This window comes from Phaeobacter sp. A36a-5a (genome assembly GCF_037911135.1).
Lineage (GTDB): Bacteria > Pseudomonadota > Alphaproteobacteria > Rhodobacterales > Rhodobacteraceae > Phaeobacter > Phaeobacter bryozoorum.
In genome coordinates this window covers 927,014-941,784 of sequence record NZ_JBBLYU010000001.1, presented here as the reverse complement: position 1 = coordinate 941,784, position 14,771 = coordinate 927,014, and the positions used below count along the sequence as shown (strand labels likewise).

Genomic DNA, 14,771 nt, shown 5'->3' with positions numbered 1-14,771 from the left:
GATTGCCCCGGTGAAGACCACCTGCGCTCATCCGCAGGTGTCAGGAAAGATCTGCGCGACATTCATCAGAGACACGGATCCGGGCAGGCCCCGCGATCACACCAAGAAAGACATTCCCAATGACAAGGGACTATTCCCAATTCCTGAGCCCCGCCTCCACTGACGGATCTGCCGATACCGCGCGGCCGCTGAGCCCGCTGGAGCATCTGGGCTGGCAGAGCTTTTTCTCTCAGCAAACCGATCTCGAAGAGATCGCCAGCCATCCGCCCGTCCGTATCACCGAGGTGAACCGCAGCGGGCTGCGCGCCCTTGGCGATGGCATCGACATGGTGATCCCCCCCGGCCCCGAGGCCACGGTGGGCGACTGGCTGATGCTGGACGCCGAGCTGCCGACCCATAGCCGGGTGCTGGAGCGCAAGAGCCTGATCCGCCGCCGCGCGCCGGGCAAGGATCGCAAGATCCAGCTGATTGCGGCCAATATCGACACCATGTTTGTGGTCACCTCCTGCAACGCGGATTTCAACGTCGCGCGGCTGGAACGGTTTATCGCCATGGCCTTTGACGCGGAGGTGACGCCGGTGATCGTGCTGACGAAGATCGACCTCTGCGACGATCTTGAGCCCTATGTCATCAAGGCAAAGGCGATTTCCGATCTGGTTGAGGTGGTTCCGCTGAACGCCAAGAGCGAGACCGCGCGTGAGGCGCTGGCGCCCTGGGTCCGGGCCGGGCAGACGATTGCCTTTCTCGGCACCTCCGGCGTGGGCAAATCCACGCTGACCAAGGCATTGGGCGATGATCTGGATATCGCAACCCAAGGCATCCGCGAAGACGACGCGCGCGGGCGCCACACCACCACCCGGCGGCAGCTCTATTTCATCGAAAACGGCTGCGGCGTGCTGGACACGCCGGGAATGCGGGAGCTGCAGCTGACCGATGCCGCCGAGGGGGTGAGTGATGTTTTCGCCGATCTTGAAGAGCTGTCCACCCAGTGCCGGTTCCGCAACTGCGCCCATGAGGGCGAACCGGGCTGCGCGGTGCAGGCCGGTATCGCAGCCGGCGAGGTGGACCCGGCGCGGCTTGACCGCTGGCGCAAGCTGGCGGCGGAGGAGGCGTTCAACTCGGCCTCGCTGGCGCAGCGCCGTGCCAAGGACAAGAGCTTTGGCAAGATGGTGAAAACCGTGAAGTCGATCAAGAAACGCAACCGGAAGTAACCGCGCTGCGCGATCAAGACAGAAAGGGCGCCTCGTTGGGGCGCCCTTTTGCTATGTGCAGATGCGGGGGTTTTGCCCCCTGCCACCCGGTCAGCTACCGCCCTGTAGCAGCGGCGTGATGCGGCGTACGGCAGCGCGGCGGTTGGCGCGCTCGGCGCGCTGTGTCACCACCGCCAGATCGGTTTCCCCATAGCCCTGCACCACCATGTTTTCCGGCGGCACGTTGAAATATTCGGTGAGCGCCAGCGCGACACTCTCGGCGCGGCGGTCCGATAGTGCCAGATTATAGGGCGCGGCACCGACCGCATCGGTGTGGCCTTCGATCAGGAACACGTCCTGCGGGTTCTTTGCGATCATCTCGCGCATGGCATTGCCCAGCGCCGATAGCTCTTCGGCCTCGGCGGCGCGGATCACGGCAGAGCCGGTCTCGAAGTTGATGGATTGCACGGTGATTTCCGGCACCAAGCGGCGCACCGCGTCAATATTGCGGATCTGGCGCAGGGAGAAGCGGCGGTTGACCTGCGGCGCTTCCTTTGCCGCCAGGGCCAGCGCCAGCTCATCGGCAGTGATCGCGTCGCTGCTGAAACCTGACTGACGCGGCGCGGCGGTGGGCAGTTCGGAGACCACAACATTGTCGCTGCGCTGGGTGTCGTCGAACAGGACCACGGTGCTGCCATCGGTCAGCGTGCGGGTGCGGCGCAGCACCCGACCATCGCGGGCGCGGATGGTTTCCACCTCTGCGCCATCCTCGCGTACGACAACGGTGCGGGTGGACCCGTCCTTGAACTTATAGGTGGTGACATTGCTGCCGGGCTGGCGAAGCAGGGCGTCGTCATTCTTGATCACCCGGTACTGGCCGTTCTGTTCAACCACCGCGCGGTCGCCGGAATTGCTGACAACGGTTTCGCCCTGTTTCAGGAGCTGACCGATGGCCACGGCCCCCAGTCCAAGCAGAGCGGCCTTCTGCAACTTGCTGAGACCGTCATCGTCGTTGTCTGCGGTGGCAGCGGCGTTGTTGCTGTCAGTTTCAGCGTTTGCAGACGTCTCGGCAGTGGCCGCGGCCTCAGCCGCCGGGGTGTTCACCGCGGTTTCAAACTCCTCATCCGAACTGCGCGCGCTGTCCTCGGTCACGGTTTCCTCGACAACCTCTGCCTCCTCGGTGGCGGCGGCGCTGGCCGCTGCGGCGGCGGCGCTGTCATCTGCCTCCTCGGTCTGGGCAAGGGCGTCGGCCTGCGCCTGACTGTCGAGCGGCTCAACCTCGGGTTCGGGTTCAGGATCGGACGCAGGTGCAGGGTCGGTCCCGGCCTCCGCCTCTGCCAGCGCTGCGGCCAGTTCGGTGTCGGAGGTGGTCTCGGCCGCAGCCGTAGCCTCGGGTGCGGCGGCGGCGCCTGCCTCTGTGCTGGCGGCTGTATCCACCCCGTCATTGGCTGCCGGCTCCACCGGTGTCTCTGCCTCTGCGGTGGTTTCACCTGCGCTCTGTTCAGCGGCTGTGTCTGCCGTCTCGGCCGGAGCTTCGGTCGGCGCGGTCTGAGATTCGGCAGCGTCTGTGGCAGGTTCTGGGGCAGGTTCAACCGGAGCGGCGGCGGCCTGCTCGGCCTCGGTCGGAGCTGCTGGCTCAGCCTGATCGCCTGCCTCAGGTGCAGGCTCAGCCTGTTCAGCGCCCGCCATCAGGGCAACGGACGCGAGCGCCGGATCCAATGCGGCGTCCAGCTCTCCGGTGACATAGGCCTGGCAGAATTGTGCCTTGGCCCCTTTGCCCTTGCCTTTGAGGATCTCACCCTCGGGGGTGATGCGGCCGTTTTGCAGCCAACGCAGGCAGCGCTGCACGGCCTCGGTGATCTGCTCCGCCGTCATCTGGCTGAGATCGGTCGGATCCGATTTGGACTGCGCCGGTGCGGCGACCGGAAGGCTGAGAGAGACGATGACCGCCAACGCGGTCGAGGATCTGAGAAGCTGCGAAACCATGCGGTGTTCCTTTCGCTGTGCGGTGCAAAGCCTAAGGAGCCAACTCGCGGCAAAGCAAATAAGTTGCCTGTGAGGGTCATTTTTCGGCCAGAGCCTGCCGATGCGGGCGTCGGGCGCCGGGGTCAGTCGGCGGTCAGCATCTGCATCAGGCGCTGTTTTTCGCCGCTGTCATCCTGACGCGCGAGCATATCCGCCAGATCCTGAAGCGCGGCAATGGAATGGCCTGCGCGAAAGCTGTCGACATGAGGCAGCATGGCGCGGATGCCGCGCGCCTTGGGGGCGAACCCGTCAAAGCGCAGCAAGGGGTTGAGCCAGATCAGACGGCGCGCGGAGAGATGCAGCCGCTGCATTTCCGCGCTGAGCTGATCGCTCTCGTCGCGGTCCAGCCCGTCGGTGATCAGCAGGACCACGGCCCCCTGCCCCATGACGCGGCGCGACCAGTCACGGTTGAAATCATGCAGGCAGGCGCCGATCCTTGTGCCGCCCTCCCAGTCCTGCGCCTCGGCCCCGGCTGCGGCCAGGGCGGCATCAACATCGCGCTGCGCCAGATGGCGGGTAATGTTGGTAAGCCGTGTGCCGAAGGTAAAACCATGGACCCGCGCCCAGCCCGGCCCCTTGCGATTGGCGACCGCATGCAGGAAATGCAGGATCAGGCGGGAATATTGGCTCATCGAGCCGGAGATATCGCAGATCACCACCAGATTGGGCCAGCGCAGCCGGCGCTGCGCCCGTGCGAGGGTCGTGACCTCTCCGCCCTGACGTGCGGCCTGGGCGAGCGTGCGTCGCCAGTTGATCCGGCTGCCAGAGGGAGCCGCCATCAAACGGCGCGACTGAATGGGGCGGATCGGCAGCTGCATCTTGGCCAGCATCCGCTTGGCCTCGGCCACCTCGGCGGTGCTCATCTGCTCAAAGTCGAGCTGCCGCAGCCGTTCCTCGCGCGACATGGTGAGTTCGGCGTTTAATTCCAGCTGTTCCGGTGGCTCCTCCCCCTCCGGCGGGTCAGGGCGATCCGGTGCCTCAGCCCCGTCCAGCAATGCCTCGGCGGCGCGTTTCTGGGCCGGTTTGGCGGCCTTCTCCTCCTGCGTGCCACGGATTGCGGGCAGCATCGCCGCCATCATATGCTCCAGAAAGCGCGGATCGCGCCAATAGAGGCGAAAGATCTGCGCAAAGACCTGACGATGCTCCGGCTTGGAGACAAAACAGGCGTGCAGCGTCCAGTAGAAATCCTGTTTCGAGGTAAAGCCAGCAGCGGCAACAGCCTCCACCGCCTCGCTCACCCGGCCCGGACCGATAGGCAGCCCAGCGCGGCGCAAAGCCCGCGCGAAATGGGTGATGTTCTGCGCCAGCCGGGGCGTTTCCGGCAGCGGCAATGGCGGGTATTCAGGCATATGGACAGGGCTGGCGCATCAGGCGGGACCCAGCGCGGCACGGGCCTGATCGAGAATGCGTTTGGCCTCTGATCCATGCAGGCGGCTGATGTCATCCTGATATTTCAGGATGGCCCCCAGCGTGTCGGCGATCACCTCGGGCGACAGGTCGATCACATCCAGCGCCAGCAGGCAATTGGCCCAGTCGATGGTTTCGGCGATGCCCGGGCGTTTGAACAGATCCTCGGTGCGCAGGGCCTGCACAAAGGCGACGACCTCCTGCGACAGACGCGGTGCGAGACCGGGAGCACGGGCGGTCAGGATCTCCATTTCGCGCTCAAAGTCCGGGTAATCCACCCAGTGATAGAGACAGCGGCGTTTCAGCGCGTCATGCACCTCGCGGGTGCGATTGGAGGTGAGGATCACAATGGGCGGCTCGGGAGCCTTGATGGTGCCAAGTTCGGGGATGGTGACCTGAAAATCGCTGAGCGCCTCAAGCAGGAAGGCCTCGAACGGCTCATCGGTGCGGTCGAGTTCGTCGATCAGCAAGACAGGTGCGCCCGCCGGGTCCGGCTGCATCGCCTCAAGCAGCGGGCGGCGGATCAGATAGTCGTCGCTGAAGAGTTCCGCCTGAAGCGCAGCACGGTCGCTTGCCTCCCCGGCGGCGACTTCGGCGGTGCGGATGGCCATCATCTGGGCGGCAAAGTTCCATTCATAGACGGCGCTGGCGGCATCCAGCCCCTCGTAGCATTGCAGCCTTATCAGCCGACGTCCAAGCGCGGCGGCGAGTGTCTTGGCGATCTCGGTCTTGCCGACCCCGGCCTCGCCCTCCAGAAACAGCGGCCGACCGAGGCGCAGCGACAGGAAGACCACCGTGGCAAGCCCGCGATCCGCGACATAGCCCGCGCCTGTCAGCAGGGTTTGCACCGCATCAATGGAGCCGGGCAGACCGTTGGCCTGAGCCTGCCCCTGAGCCCGTCCCCGAGCCTGGGCGCTGTCCGCTGCGTGGCGGGTGGGATTTTCCGGCTCGACCGCCCGTGTTTCCTGCGACATCTGCCCCCCTTCTGGTCCCTGATCAGGAGACATCTGGCCCCTGACCAACAGGCCATATGTTCGGCACCAAGAGGCCACGCCGAACCGGTCGGGTCAAGCGCTTGTCGATGCCACTTTGGTCTCATAGACGCCCCGCCGACCACACCCGCACCGCATGTACCTATCTGCACAGCAAGGCCCAAACACCCGGCGCAGCGGCGCATGACATTGACCGGCTTTCGCTGCAATGCGATGACAGAGGCAGGCCATCCGCCCCAAGGGCGCGCCATGCCCCAAGGCGGCGACGGCACAGACGTGGCAGGAGACAGCATGCGAACACTGGCCGTAACATGTGTAAAGAACGAAGGGGCTTTCCTGCTGGAGTGGATCGCCCATCACAAGGCCGTCGGCTTCAGCGACATTCTGATCCTGTCCAATGACTGCGCGGATGGCACCGACCGGATGCTGGATCGACTGGATGAACTGGGCCATATCACCCATCTGCGCAACGACGGCCCCTATGACAAGGGCGGCATCCAGTTCACCGGGCTGAAGAAAGCGGACAAACACCGGCTGATGCGCAAGGCGGACTGGGTGATGGCGTTTGACGTGGATGAGTTCGTCAATATCCACGTCGGAGACGGCCGCCTGACCGACCTGCATGACGCGCTGCCGGAGGCGGATGCGATCACCCTCACCTGGCGGCTGTTCGGCAATGGCGAAACGGTGCGTTATCAGGACCAGCCGGTGACCGACAGCTTTACCCGCTGCGCACCGGAGGTGATCCACTGGCCGTGGCGCGCAGCGATGTTCAAGACGCTCTATCGCAATGACGGCACCTATCGCAAACTGGGGGTGCATCGCCCGCGAAGCCCACAGGAGGAGGCCGCGCTGGCGCGGTATCGCTGGTTCGACGGATCGGGTCGTGAACTGGGTCAGGACTTCAGGACGCAGCGGATCTATTCCGACTATGGTCAGTCGAATTTCGATCTGGTGCAGCTCAACCACTACCCGCTTGGCGCGATGGAGAGCTATGTGCTGAAAGCCGACCGCGGACGGGTCAACCGCCCGGGCGAGCTGGGCATGGATTATTGGGTGGAACGCAATTTCAACACCGATGAGGACGGCAGCATCGCCCGCTATCGCCCCGCCCGTGAGGCGATCGCCGAGCTGCTGCGCGAAGACCCCAAGCTGCAGCGCCTGCACGAACGCGCGGTGCAGTGGCGCCACGACCGCTTTCGCATGTTGATGCAGCAGGACGCCTATCGGACATTGTTTTCGCGCCTGCTGATGACACCGCCTTCGCGGCTGATCAGCCCCGGAACCGCCCGCACTCTCGCCGGTTTTGCCACCTTGGGCCGTCACAGCGCGCAGCAGGGCAGCGACAAACCCGACAATGGGCAGGACTGAGCAGTGGGCAGAGCTGAGCCCTGACCGGATGCGATCGGCCCGCCCCCGGCGCCCGCGCAGCAAGCCGTTCCGCCTCCTTTTGCGCGCAACAATGGCCGACAAACCGGCCTTACAATTTCCAATTTTAGCCTTATTTCGCCTTTAGATGTTGCTGGAGGCAAACCCGTCCGATCCAGGACGGGGCGAGAGGACGAGGCTATGCAGCAGGATACGTTGGACACGCTGGACGAGGATCTGTCCGGGCTGAAGCCCGCGCAGTGGCAGGCCCGCATGGCCGCGCTGGCCGAAGAAAACGGCATGTATCAGCCGCTCGGGAATCGTCACTTTGCCAGCTTCATCGATCAGGGCAATACGCTGCTGGTCAGCTTTGAGACAATCCAAGGCATCCACAACCTGTCAGATCTGGCGCAGCCCCTCGGGTTTGATCTGGTCAAGAACCTGGGCTGGTCGCATCTGTGCCTCATCTCCAACGGCGACACCTGGTTTCGCAATGACCGCATCTTCGGGTTTTTCGACCAGCTGATCGATGATGGTTTCTTTGACGAATTCGACAAGGTGGTGTTCTACGGCGCCGGTCCCTGCGGCTATGCCGCGGCCGCCTTCTCCGTGGCCGCGCCCGGCGCTACCGTGGTCGCGATCCAGCCGCAAGCAACCCTTGATCCCCGGCTGACTGACTGGGACGACCGCTTCACCGAGATGCGCCGTGTCGATTTCAGCCATCGCTACGGGTTTGCCCCCGACATGATGGATGCGGCCCGGCAGGGCTTTGTGATCTACGATCCGCGTGAGCGGCTGGACTCCATGCATGCCGCCCTGTTTGCGCGCAAAAACGTGATGCGCCTGCGCACGCCCCATCTGGGCGACACTGTGCAGACCCGGCTGATCGAGATGGAAATCCTCTATAATATTCTGGCGCTGGCCGGTGCCGACCGGCTGACGGAACAGCAGTTCTACAAACTCTATCGCGCCCGCCGCACCAATGGCCCGTATCTGCGAAAGCTGATGGCAGAGCTGGAACAGACAGACCGCCCCTATCTGATGGCGCTGCTCTGCCGCAATGTCACCGGCAGGCTGCGCGCCCCGCGCTTCCGTCGTCGGCTTGAGGCGCTCCGGAAACGCGCTGCCGAGGGCGAGATCACCCTGCCACCCGAGCGCTGAGCGACACCGGGGACAGGCCAGCAACGCGACAAGATGATCCCGTCGCTTCCCCTTCGCGCGGCCCTGTGCTAGGCGAACGCCATGACCGTTCAGCTCACCATCCCCCGCCCCGATGACTGGCATCTGCATCTGCGCGACGGCGCGATGCTGAAGGCCGTTCTCCCCGAAACCGCCCGCCATTTCGGCCGTGCGATCATCATGCCGAATCTGGTGCCGCCCGTGGTGACCGGTGACCAGGCCGCCGCCTACCGCGACCGTATTCTGGCGGCCCTGCCCGACGGCATGGCATTTGAACCGCTGATGACGCTCTACCTGACCGAGGACACCGATCCTGCGGATGTGGCAGCGGCCCACGCCAGCGGTCTGGTCAAGGCGGTGAAGCTGTATCCGGCCGGGGCCACCACCAACTCTGCTTCGGGGGTGAGCAATTTCGACAAGGTCCGTGCGGTGCTGGAGACGATGGCAGAGATCGGCCTGCCGCTCTGCACCCATGGCGAGGTCACTGACCATGATATCGACATTTTCGACCGCGAGGCGGTGTTCATCGACCGGGTGCTGGACCCGATCCGCAAGGCGACACCGGGCCTGCGGGTGGTGATGGAACATATCACCACCAGAAACGCCGCCGATTATGTGACCAGCCAGGACGAAGACCTCGGCGCGACAATCACCACGCACCATCTGATCATCAACCGCAACCACATCCTGGCCGGCGGCATCAAACCGCATTACTACTGCCTGCCGGTGGCCAAGCGCGAGGAGCACCGGCTCGCCCTGCGCGCGGCCGCCACCTCCGGCCATCGGCGGTTTTTCCTCGGCACGGATTCCGCGCCCCATACCGACCCCAACAAACTCAGCGCCTGTGGCTGTGCCGGCTGTTTCACCGCCCCCAACACGATGTCGCTGCTCGCTCATGTCTTCGAAGAAGAGGCCGCGCTGGACAAGCTGGCGGGCTTTGCCTCGGAACATGGCCCGGCCTTCTACGGCCTGCCCGTCAATGCAGACAGGCTGACCCTGATCAAACAGGACAATGCCGTAGTGTTCCCCGACCAGATCAAAACCGCCGATGGCCCGGTGACCGTCTTTGATCCGGGGTTTGATGTATTTTGGAAAGTTGCCTGACCATATCTTCTGGCTCCAAATATCCCCGCCGGAGGCTCCTGCCACCGGCGGCTCGCGCCGACCACAAGGATGATAGAATGATCCCCTCCTCCTACCCTTCCCGCGAAGAAATCGCCCGTCTTTCCGCCCGTATGCTGCTGGAGATCGGCGCGGTGAATTTCAATACCGAGACGCCTTATACCCTGGCCTCCGGCCTGCCGTCGCCCAGCTATATCGACTGCCGCAAGCTGATCTCCTTTCCGCGGATCCGCTCGACGCTGATGGATTTCATGACCGTCACAGTGATGCGCAATGCCGGCTTTGAGGCCTTTGACAATATTGCCGGGGGCGAAACCGCAGGTATTCCCTTTGCCGCGCTGGTCGCCGAGCGCATGGCGCTGCCGATGACCTATGTGCGCAAAAAGCCCAAAGGCTATGGCAAGAACGCCCGCATCGAAGGCGCGATGAGCGATGGCGAGCGGGTGCTGCTGGTGGAGGATCTGACCACCGATGGCGGTTCGAAACTGTCCTTTGTCGATGCGATCCGCGAAACCGGCGCCTCCTGTGGCCATACGGCAGTGGTCTTCTACTACGACATCTTCCCCGAAACCGAAAAGACGCTGGGCGACCACGGCGTATCGCTGCACTATCTGTGCACCTGGTGGGACGTGCTGGCCGAGGCGCGCGTGCAGCAGGCCTTCTCCAGCGAGACGCTGGATGAGGTGGAGCGTTTCCTCAAGGATCCGCGCGCCTGGCAGGACGCGCATAAATCCGCCTGATCTGAAATCAGCACAGTGATGCACCGGGGGCGGCCTGTGGACAGGGCTGCCCTCGAATCGTCTCTGCCACTGGCAATCGCCCAGATATAGATCGCTTCCCAGATTGCACCACATGATATAGAATGCGCCCAGCCCAAGCCGGTCTCTGTGGATTTGGCGCACAGGCCAGCCTGCGGATATCCACAGGCTGTTCACAATTAATCCACAGAGTTTTCCAGATAGCCAAACCGCGCGCCACGCCGGTATAACGCGGGGCCAAAGACGAGAGCAGCGATGAACGATATTACGCCTTTTGACCCCAATCTGCCCGCCGCCCGGCAGCCTGATGCCACTGGCGAGGGCAATGCAGACGACGTCAGCATCCTGCCCCATTCCGTCGAGGCCGAACAGCAGCTCCTCGGCGCCATCCTGACCAACAACGACGTCTACGACCGCGTTGCCTCGATCATCACCTCGGCGCATTTCTACGATCCGGTCCATGCCCGCATCTACGAGATCGCCGCTGCGCGGATCTCAAAGAACACGCTGGCCTCCCCGGTCACGCTGAAGGCGTTCATGGAGGATGACGAGGGGCTGAAGGAACTGGGCGGCCCTGCCTATCTGGCAAAACTGGCAGGCGCCTCGATCTCGGCCTTTGCGGTGCGCGACTATGCGCAGATGATCTATGATCTGGCGATCCGCCGTGAGCTGATCGCACTGGGCCGCAGCATCGCCGACAAGGCACGCCGCGTCGATGTCGCCTCAGAACCCAAGGAGCAGATCGTCGAGGCGGAACAGTCGCTTTATAAACTGGCCGAACAGGGGCAGACGGAAAGCGGCTTCAAATCCTTTCTCAAGGCGGTCACCGAAGCGGTCAATGTCACCAATGAAGCCTATCAGCGTGGCGGCGGCATGGCCGGGATCTCCACCGGTCTGGCTGATCTCGACAAACAGCTCGGCGGCCTGCACCCCTCGGACCTCCTGATCCTCGCCGGGCGGCCCTCGATGGGCAAGACCTCGCTGGCGACCAACATCGCCTTCAACGTGGCCAAGGCCTATAAGCGGGGTGTGAAACCCGATGGCACCGAAGGCGCCATTGACGGGGGGGTGGTTGGCTTTTTCTCGCTGGAGATGTCGGCCGAACAGCTGGCCGGCCGTATCCTAGCCGAGGCTTCGGAAATTTCCTCCCACAAGATCCGTCAGGGCGATATGACCGAGGAAGAGTTCCGCCGGTTCGTTCAGGCGGCGAAGGATCTGGAAAGCTGTCCGCTGTTTATCGACGACACCCCGGCGCTGCCGATCTCGCAGCTCGCGGCCCGGGCACGACGCCTGAAGCGGACCCATGGGCTGGATCTGCTGGTCATCGACTACCTCCAGCTCTGTCGCGGCATGGCTGACAACCGGGTCAATGAAATCGCCGAGATCTCCATGGGCATGAAGGCCATCGCCAAGGAGCTGAACATTCCGGTGGTTGCCCTCTCCCAGCTGTCGCGTCAGGTGGAAAGCCGCGAAGACAAACGTCCGCAGCTGTCGGATCTGCGGGAATCAGGCTCGATCGAGCAGGATGCCGACGTGGTCATGTTCGTGTTCCGCGAGGAATACTACAAGGAGCGCGAGAAGCCCGGCGATCACGAGCTGGACAAGATGGAAGAATGGAAACAGGCCATGGAACGGCTGCACGCCAAGGCCGAGGTGATCGTCGGCAAGCAGCGTCACGGCCCCATCGGCACCGTGGAACTGGCGTTTGAGGCGCAGTTCACCCGTTTCGGCAATCTCGCCAAAGCCTGGCAGCAGGACCATGCGCCCGAATATTGAGCGCTGATAATTCGGCAATCGACATCAGGCGGCGCAGATCTATTGCGGTGCCTTATTGTTATGCCGCGGCCCTGCCCCGCGCGCCCTGCCGACTTGGGCCGCAGCTCGGCGCTTGTCCTCGGTCATGGTCCAGGTCTTGCCTGTCACCTTTCCAGAAATACTCAAAATCCCCGATCGCGGCGCAGATCATCACTTGCGGTGACAGCCCCCGCAGGCCCGGTCTCCCCGCAGGCCGATATGTGTCAGGTCAGCGCCGAAACTCCGCCAAGCACGCCCGCAGCAAAGCTGGAATGCGGTTTCCCCCTTGACCCCTGTGCCCCCCATGTCATGAACAGCACATGACGACTGCTAGACTGACACTCAACCTCGATGCGCTGGTGACCAACTGGCGCAATCTCGATGCGCTGACCAATTGCGAAACCGCCGCCGTGGTCAAGGCCAATGGCTATGGGCTGGACGCAGGCCGCGTTGGCAAGGCGCTGGCCAAGGCGGGCGCGCGCAATTTCTTCGTGGCCATGGCAGAGGAAGGCGTCGCCCTGCGCCGCGCCATCGGGCCCGGCCCCGGCATCTCGGTCTTTGCAGGCCATATGGAAGGCGATGCAAAACTGCTGCGTGATTTCCAGCTGACGCCGATGCTCAATTCGCTGGACCAGATGCTGCGCCATTTCGAAAGCCTGCCGGGGCACCCCTTTGGCGTGCAGCTCGACAGCGGCATGAACCGGCTCGGCATGGAAGCCGCCGAGTGGAGCGCCGTGCGCGACATCGCGCTCAGCCAGGGGCCGGTGCTGCTGATGTCGCATCTGGCCTGCGCCGATGAGCCGGCCCATCCGATGAACGACCAGCAGTTGCAGCGCTTCGTCGAGATGACCGACGGGCTTGATCTGCCCCGCTCCCTCGCCGCGACCGGCGGGCTGCTGCTGGGGCGCAAGTATCACTTCGACCTCTGCCGTCCGGGCATCGGCCTATATGGTGGCCAGCCCTTCGGTGATGCGCTGCCGGTGGTGCAACTCGATCTGCCGGTGATCCAGATCCGCAGCCTGGATCTCGGCGAGACCGTCGGCTATGGCAACAGCTGGACTGCGCAGCGCCCCAGCCGAATTGCCACCGTCGCCGCAGGCTATGCCGACGGGCTGCACCGCGCGCTTGGCAATGGTGGGATCAAGGTCTACGCGGGCGACACGCCCTGCCCAGTGGTCGGCCGGGTGTCGATGGATCTGATCACGGTAGATGTCACCGACCTTGGTGACGAACCGAGTCATCTGACCATTCTGAATGAGCGCCAGACCGTCGATACGCTTGCCGATGCGGCCGGCACCATCGGCTATGAAATTCTCACTTCCCTCGGCAGCCGCTATGCACGGAGCTACACCGAATGAGCACCCTCTCGCGTCTCTCGCCCCTCAGCCTGCTTGCCCGGCTGGGACAGATGGCCCTTGCCGGACTGGGGGCTGTGGGGCGGGTCACGCTCTTTGGTCTTTCGACCTTCAGCCACATGCTGCGCCCGCCCTTCTACCCGCGCGAGCTGCTTAATGCGCTGTTGCAGGTGGGCTGGCTGTCGCTGCCGGTGGTTGGGCTGACCGCGATTTTCACCGGCGCGGCCCTGGCCTTGCAGATCTATGCCGGCGGCGCCCGCTTCAACGCAGAGGCTGTGGTGCCGCAGATCGTGGCGATCGGCATGGTCCGCGAGCTTGGCCCGGTTCTGGTCGGGCTGATGATCGCCGCGCGCGTCACCTCCTCCATCGCAGCCGAAATCGCCACCATGAAGGTGACCGAGCAGATCGACGCGCTGGTGACGCTCTCCACCCATCCGATGAAATACCTGGTGGCGCCGCGGGTGCTGGCCGCGCTGATCACAGTGCCGGTGCTTGTCGGGGTTGGTGACATCATCGGCATTATGGGCGGCTATGTGGTGGCGACCCAGAATCTGGGCTTCAACCCGGCTGCCTATCTGAAGAATACCGTAGATTTCCTCGAAGCCCGCGACATCGTCTCGAGCCTGGTAAAAGGCGCCGCCTTTGGCACCATCGCCGCCACGATGGGCTGTTACTACGGCATGCAGTCGGGCCGCGGCGCGCAGGGCGTCGGCCGCGCCACCAAAGGCTCGGTTGAGGCCGCAGCCGTGCTGATCCTGGCCGCCAATTTTGTCCTTACAGGGATTTTCTTCTCGCTATGATCCAGATGAAAGACGTCTATAAGGCCTTTGGCGACAACCGCGTGCTCAATGGCATGAATCTGGAGATCGCCAAAGGCACCTCGATGGTGATCATCGGCGGCTCCGGTACCGGCAAGTCGGTGGCGCTGAAAAGCATCCTTGGCCTGATCCAGCCCGACAGCGGTGAGATCCTTGTCGATGGCAAACCCGCCGGATCCGGCGACCGCGACATGTTTCTGGCCCGCTTCGGGATGCTGTTCCAGGGCGGCGCGCTGTTTGACAGCCTGCCGGTCTGGCAAAACGTGGCCTTCCGCCTCTTGCGCGGCGCGCTGAAGCGGCCCACCGAAGAGGCGCGCGAAATCGCCATCGAGAAGCTGCGCCGGGTGGGTCTGAAGGCTGATGTGGCGGACCGGCTGCCCGCAGAACTGTCGGGCGGCATGCAGAAGCGTGTGGGTCTTGCCCGTGCGATTGCAGCCGAGCCGGAGATCATCTTTTTCGATGAGCCGACCACCGGCCTTGACCCGATCATGTCCGGCGTCATCAACGACCTGATCCGCGAAATCGTGGTCGAGATGGGCGCAACGGCGATGACCATCACCCACGACATGTCCTCGGTCCGCGCCATCGCCGACAATGTGGCGATGCTGCATGCAGGCGTGATCCAATGGACCGGCCCGGTCAGCGAGATGGACAACTCTGGCGATCCCTATATGGAGCAGTTCATCCATGGTCGTGCCGAGGGGCCGATTGAGGCGGTGCGTTAGGCCTCGCGGCCTTTTTTTTGCGAGGGTCGCTGTCTCTG

12 protein-coding genes are annotated in these 14,771 nt (G+C 63.8%); 9 read left to right on the top strand and 3 right to left on the bottom strand.

What is annotated here, in order from left to right; genetic code table 11:
- Window positions 1-119 precede the first annotated feature (119 nt).
- Window positions 120-1,211: a ribosome small subunit-dependent GTPase A gene (gene rsgA, locus WLQ66_RS04395; protein ID WP_340545168.1), complete on the top strand. Its 1,092-nt coding sequence runs from the start codon at window positions 120-122 to the stop codon at window positions 1,209-1,211.
- 90 nt (window positions 1,212-1,301) lie between these two features.
- Here rsgA and WLQ66_RS04390 read toward each other — a convergent pair whose 3' ends face one another.
- From WLQ66_RS04390 to WLQ66_RS04380, 3 genes are all read right to left on the bottom strand, one after another.
- Complete coding sequence (locus WLQ66_RS04390; RefSeq protein WP_340545167.1) at window positions 1,302-3,176, bottom strand: OmpA family protein; 1,875 nt, start codon at window positions 3,174-3,176, stop codon at window positions 1,302-1,304.
- A gap of 122 nt (window positions 3,177-3,298) precedes the next feature.
- On the bottom strand, window positions 3,299-4,564 hold the full coding sequence (locus WLQ66_RS04385) for a vWA domain-containing protein (RefSeq protein ID WP_340545166.1): 1,266 nt from the start codon (window positions 4,562-4,564) through the stop codon (window positions 3,299-3,301).
- 18 nt (window positions 4,565-4,582) lie between these two features.
- Window positions 4,583-5,596, bottom strand: a complete 1,014-nt coding sequence (locus WLQ66_RS04380) for an AAA family ATPase (protein WP_340545165.1) — start codon at window positions 5,594-5,596, stop codon at window positions 4,583-4,585.
- 309 nt (window positions 5,597-5,905) lie between these two features.
- Between WLQ66_RS04380 and WLQ66_RS04375 the strand changes: the two genes are divergently transcribed.
- The 8 genes from WLQ66_RS04375 (at window position 5,906) to WLQ66_RS04340 (ending at window position 14,733) form a co-directional block, all read left to right on the top strand.
- Window positions 5,906-6,985 carry a glycosyltransferase family 2 protein gene (locus tag WLQ66_RS04375; RefSeq protein WP_340545164.1) on the top strand — a complete coding sequence of 360 codons (1,080 nt, stop codon included), beginning with the start codon at window positions 5,906-5,908 and terminating at the stop codon, window positions 6,983-6,985.
- A 198-nt stretch (window positions 6,986-7,183) separates the two neighbouring features.
- Entirely contained in the window at window positions 7,184-8,143 is a 960-nt protein-coding gene (locus tag WLQ66_RS04370) for a phosphoadenosine phosphosulfate reductase (protein ID WP_340545163.1), read from the top strand.
- Between the two features lie 81 nt (window positions 8,144-8,224).
- The gene (gene pyrC / locus WLQ66_RS04365; RefSeq protein ID WP_340545162.1) at window positions 8,225-9,265 is read left to right on the top strand and encodes a dihydroorotase; all 1,041 of its coding nucleotides are present in this window, start codon (window positions 8,225-8,227) and stop codon (window positions 9,263-9,265) included.
- 77 nt (window positions 9,266-9,342) lie between these two features.
- The gene (locus tag WLQ66_RS04360) at window positions 9,343-10,023 is read left to right on the top strand and encodes an orotate phosphoribosyltransferase (protein WP_340545161.1); all 681 of its coding nucleotides are present in this window, start codon (window positions 9,343-9,345) and stop codon (window positions 10,021-10,023) included.
- A gap of 273 nt (window positions 10,024-10,296) precedes the next feature.
- Window positions 10,297-11,817, top strand: a complete 1,521-nt coding sequence (locus WLQ66_RS04355; protein ID WP_340545160.1) for a replicative DNA helicase — start codon at window positions 10,297-10,299, stop codon at window positions 11,815-11,817.
- A 338-nt stretch (window positions 11,818-12,155) separates the two neighbouring features.
- Window positions 12,156-13,193 (top strand): alanine racemase, encoded by a 1,038-nt coding sequence (gene alr / locus WLQ66_RS04350; protein WP_340545159.1) that lies wholly within the window; start codon window positions 12,156-12,158, stop codon window positions 13,191-13,193.
- Window positions 13,190-13,990, top strand: a complete 801-nt coding sequence (locus WLQ66_RS04345) for an MlaE family ABC transporter permease (protein ID WP_340545158.1) — start codon at window positions 13,190-13,192, stop codon at window positions 13,988-13,990. Before alr ends, WLQ66_RS04345 begins: the two co-directional genes overlap by 4 nt.
- A complete protein-coding gene (locus WLQ66_RS04340) occupies window positions 13,987-14,733 on the top strand; it encodes an ABC transporter ATP-binding protein (RefSeq protein ID WP_340545157.1) in 747 nt (248 codons plus the stop codon). Before WLQ66_RS04345 ends, WLQ66_RS04340 begins: the two co-directional genes overlap by 4 nt.
- Window positions 14,734-14,771: the final 38 nt, after the last annotated feature.

Excerpts from the sequence above, each read along its gene's own strand:
- WLQ66_RS04355 (WP_340545160.1), top strand. The coding sequence starts at position 10,297 with ATGAACGATATTACGCCTTTTGACCCCAATCTGCCCGCCGCCCGGCAG.
- WLQ66_RS04340 (WP_340545157.1), top strand. The coding sequence starts at position 13,987 with ATGATCCAGATGAAAGACGTCTATAAGGCCTTTGGCGACAACCGCGTG.
- WLQ66_RS04385 (WP_340545166.1), bottom strand. The coding sequence starts at position 4,564 with ATGCCTGAATACCCGCCATTGCCGCTGCCGGAAACGCCCCGGCTGGCG.
- WLQ66_RS04345 (WP_340545158.1), top strand. The coding sequence starts at position 13,190 with ATGAGCACCCTCTCGCGTCTCTCGCCCCTCAGCCTGCTTGCCCGGCTG.
- WLQ66_RS04380 (WP_340545165.1), bottom strand. The coding sequence starts at position 5,596 with ATGTCGCAGGAAACACGGGCGGTCGAGCCGGAAAATCCCACCCGCCAC.
- rsgA (WP_340545168.1), top strand. The coding sequence starts at position 120 with ATGACAAGGGACTATTCCCAATTCCTGAGCCCCGCCTCCACTGACGGA.
- alr (WP_340545159.1), top strand. The coding sequence starts at position 12,156 with ATGACGACTGCTAGACTGACACTCAACCTCGATGCGCTGGTGACCAAC.
- WLQ66_RS04390 (WP_340545167.1), bottom strand. The coding sequence starts at position 3,176 with ATGGTTTCGCAGCTTCTCAGATCCTCGACCGCGTTGGCGGTCATCGTC.
- pyrC (WP_340545162.1), top strand. The coding sequence starts at position 8,225 with ATGACCGTTCAGCTCACCATCCCCCGCCCCGATGACTGGCATCTGCAT.
- WLQ66_RS04360 (WP_340545161.1), top strand. The coding sequence starts at position 9,343 with ATGATCCCCTCCTCCTACCCTTCCCGCGAAGAAATCGCCCGTCTTTCC.
- WLQ66_RS04375 (WP_340545164.1), top strand. The coding sequence starts at position 5,906 with ATGCGAACACTGGCCGTAACATGTGTAAAGAACGAAGGGGCTTTCCTG.
- WLQ66_RS04370 (WP_340545163.1), top strand. The coding sequence starts at position 7,184 with ATGCAGCAGGATACGTTGGACACGCTGGACGAGGATCTGTCCGGGCTG.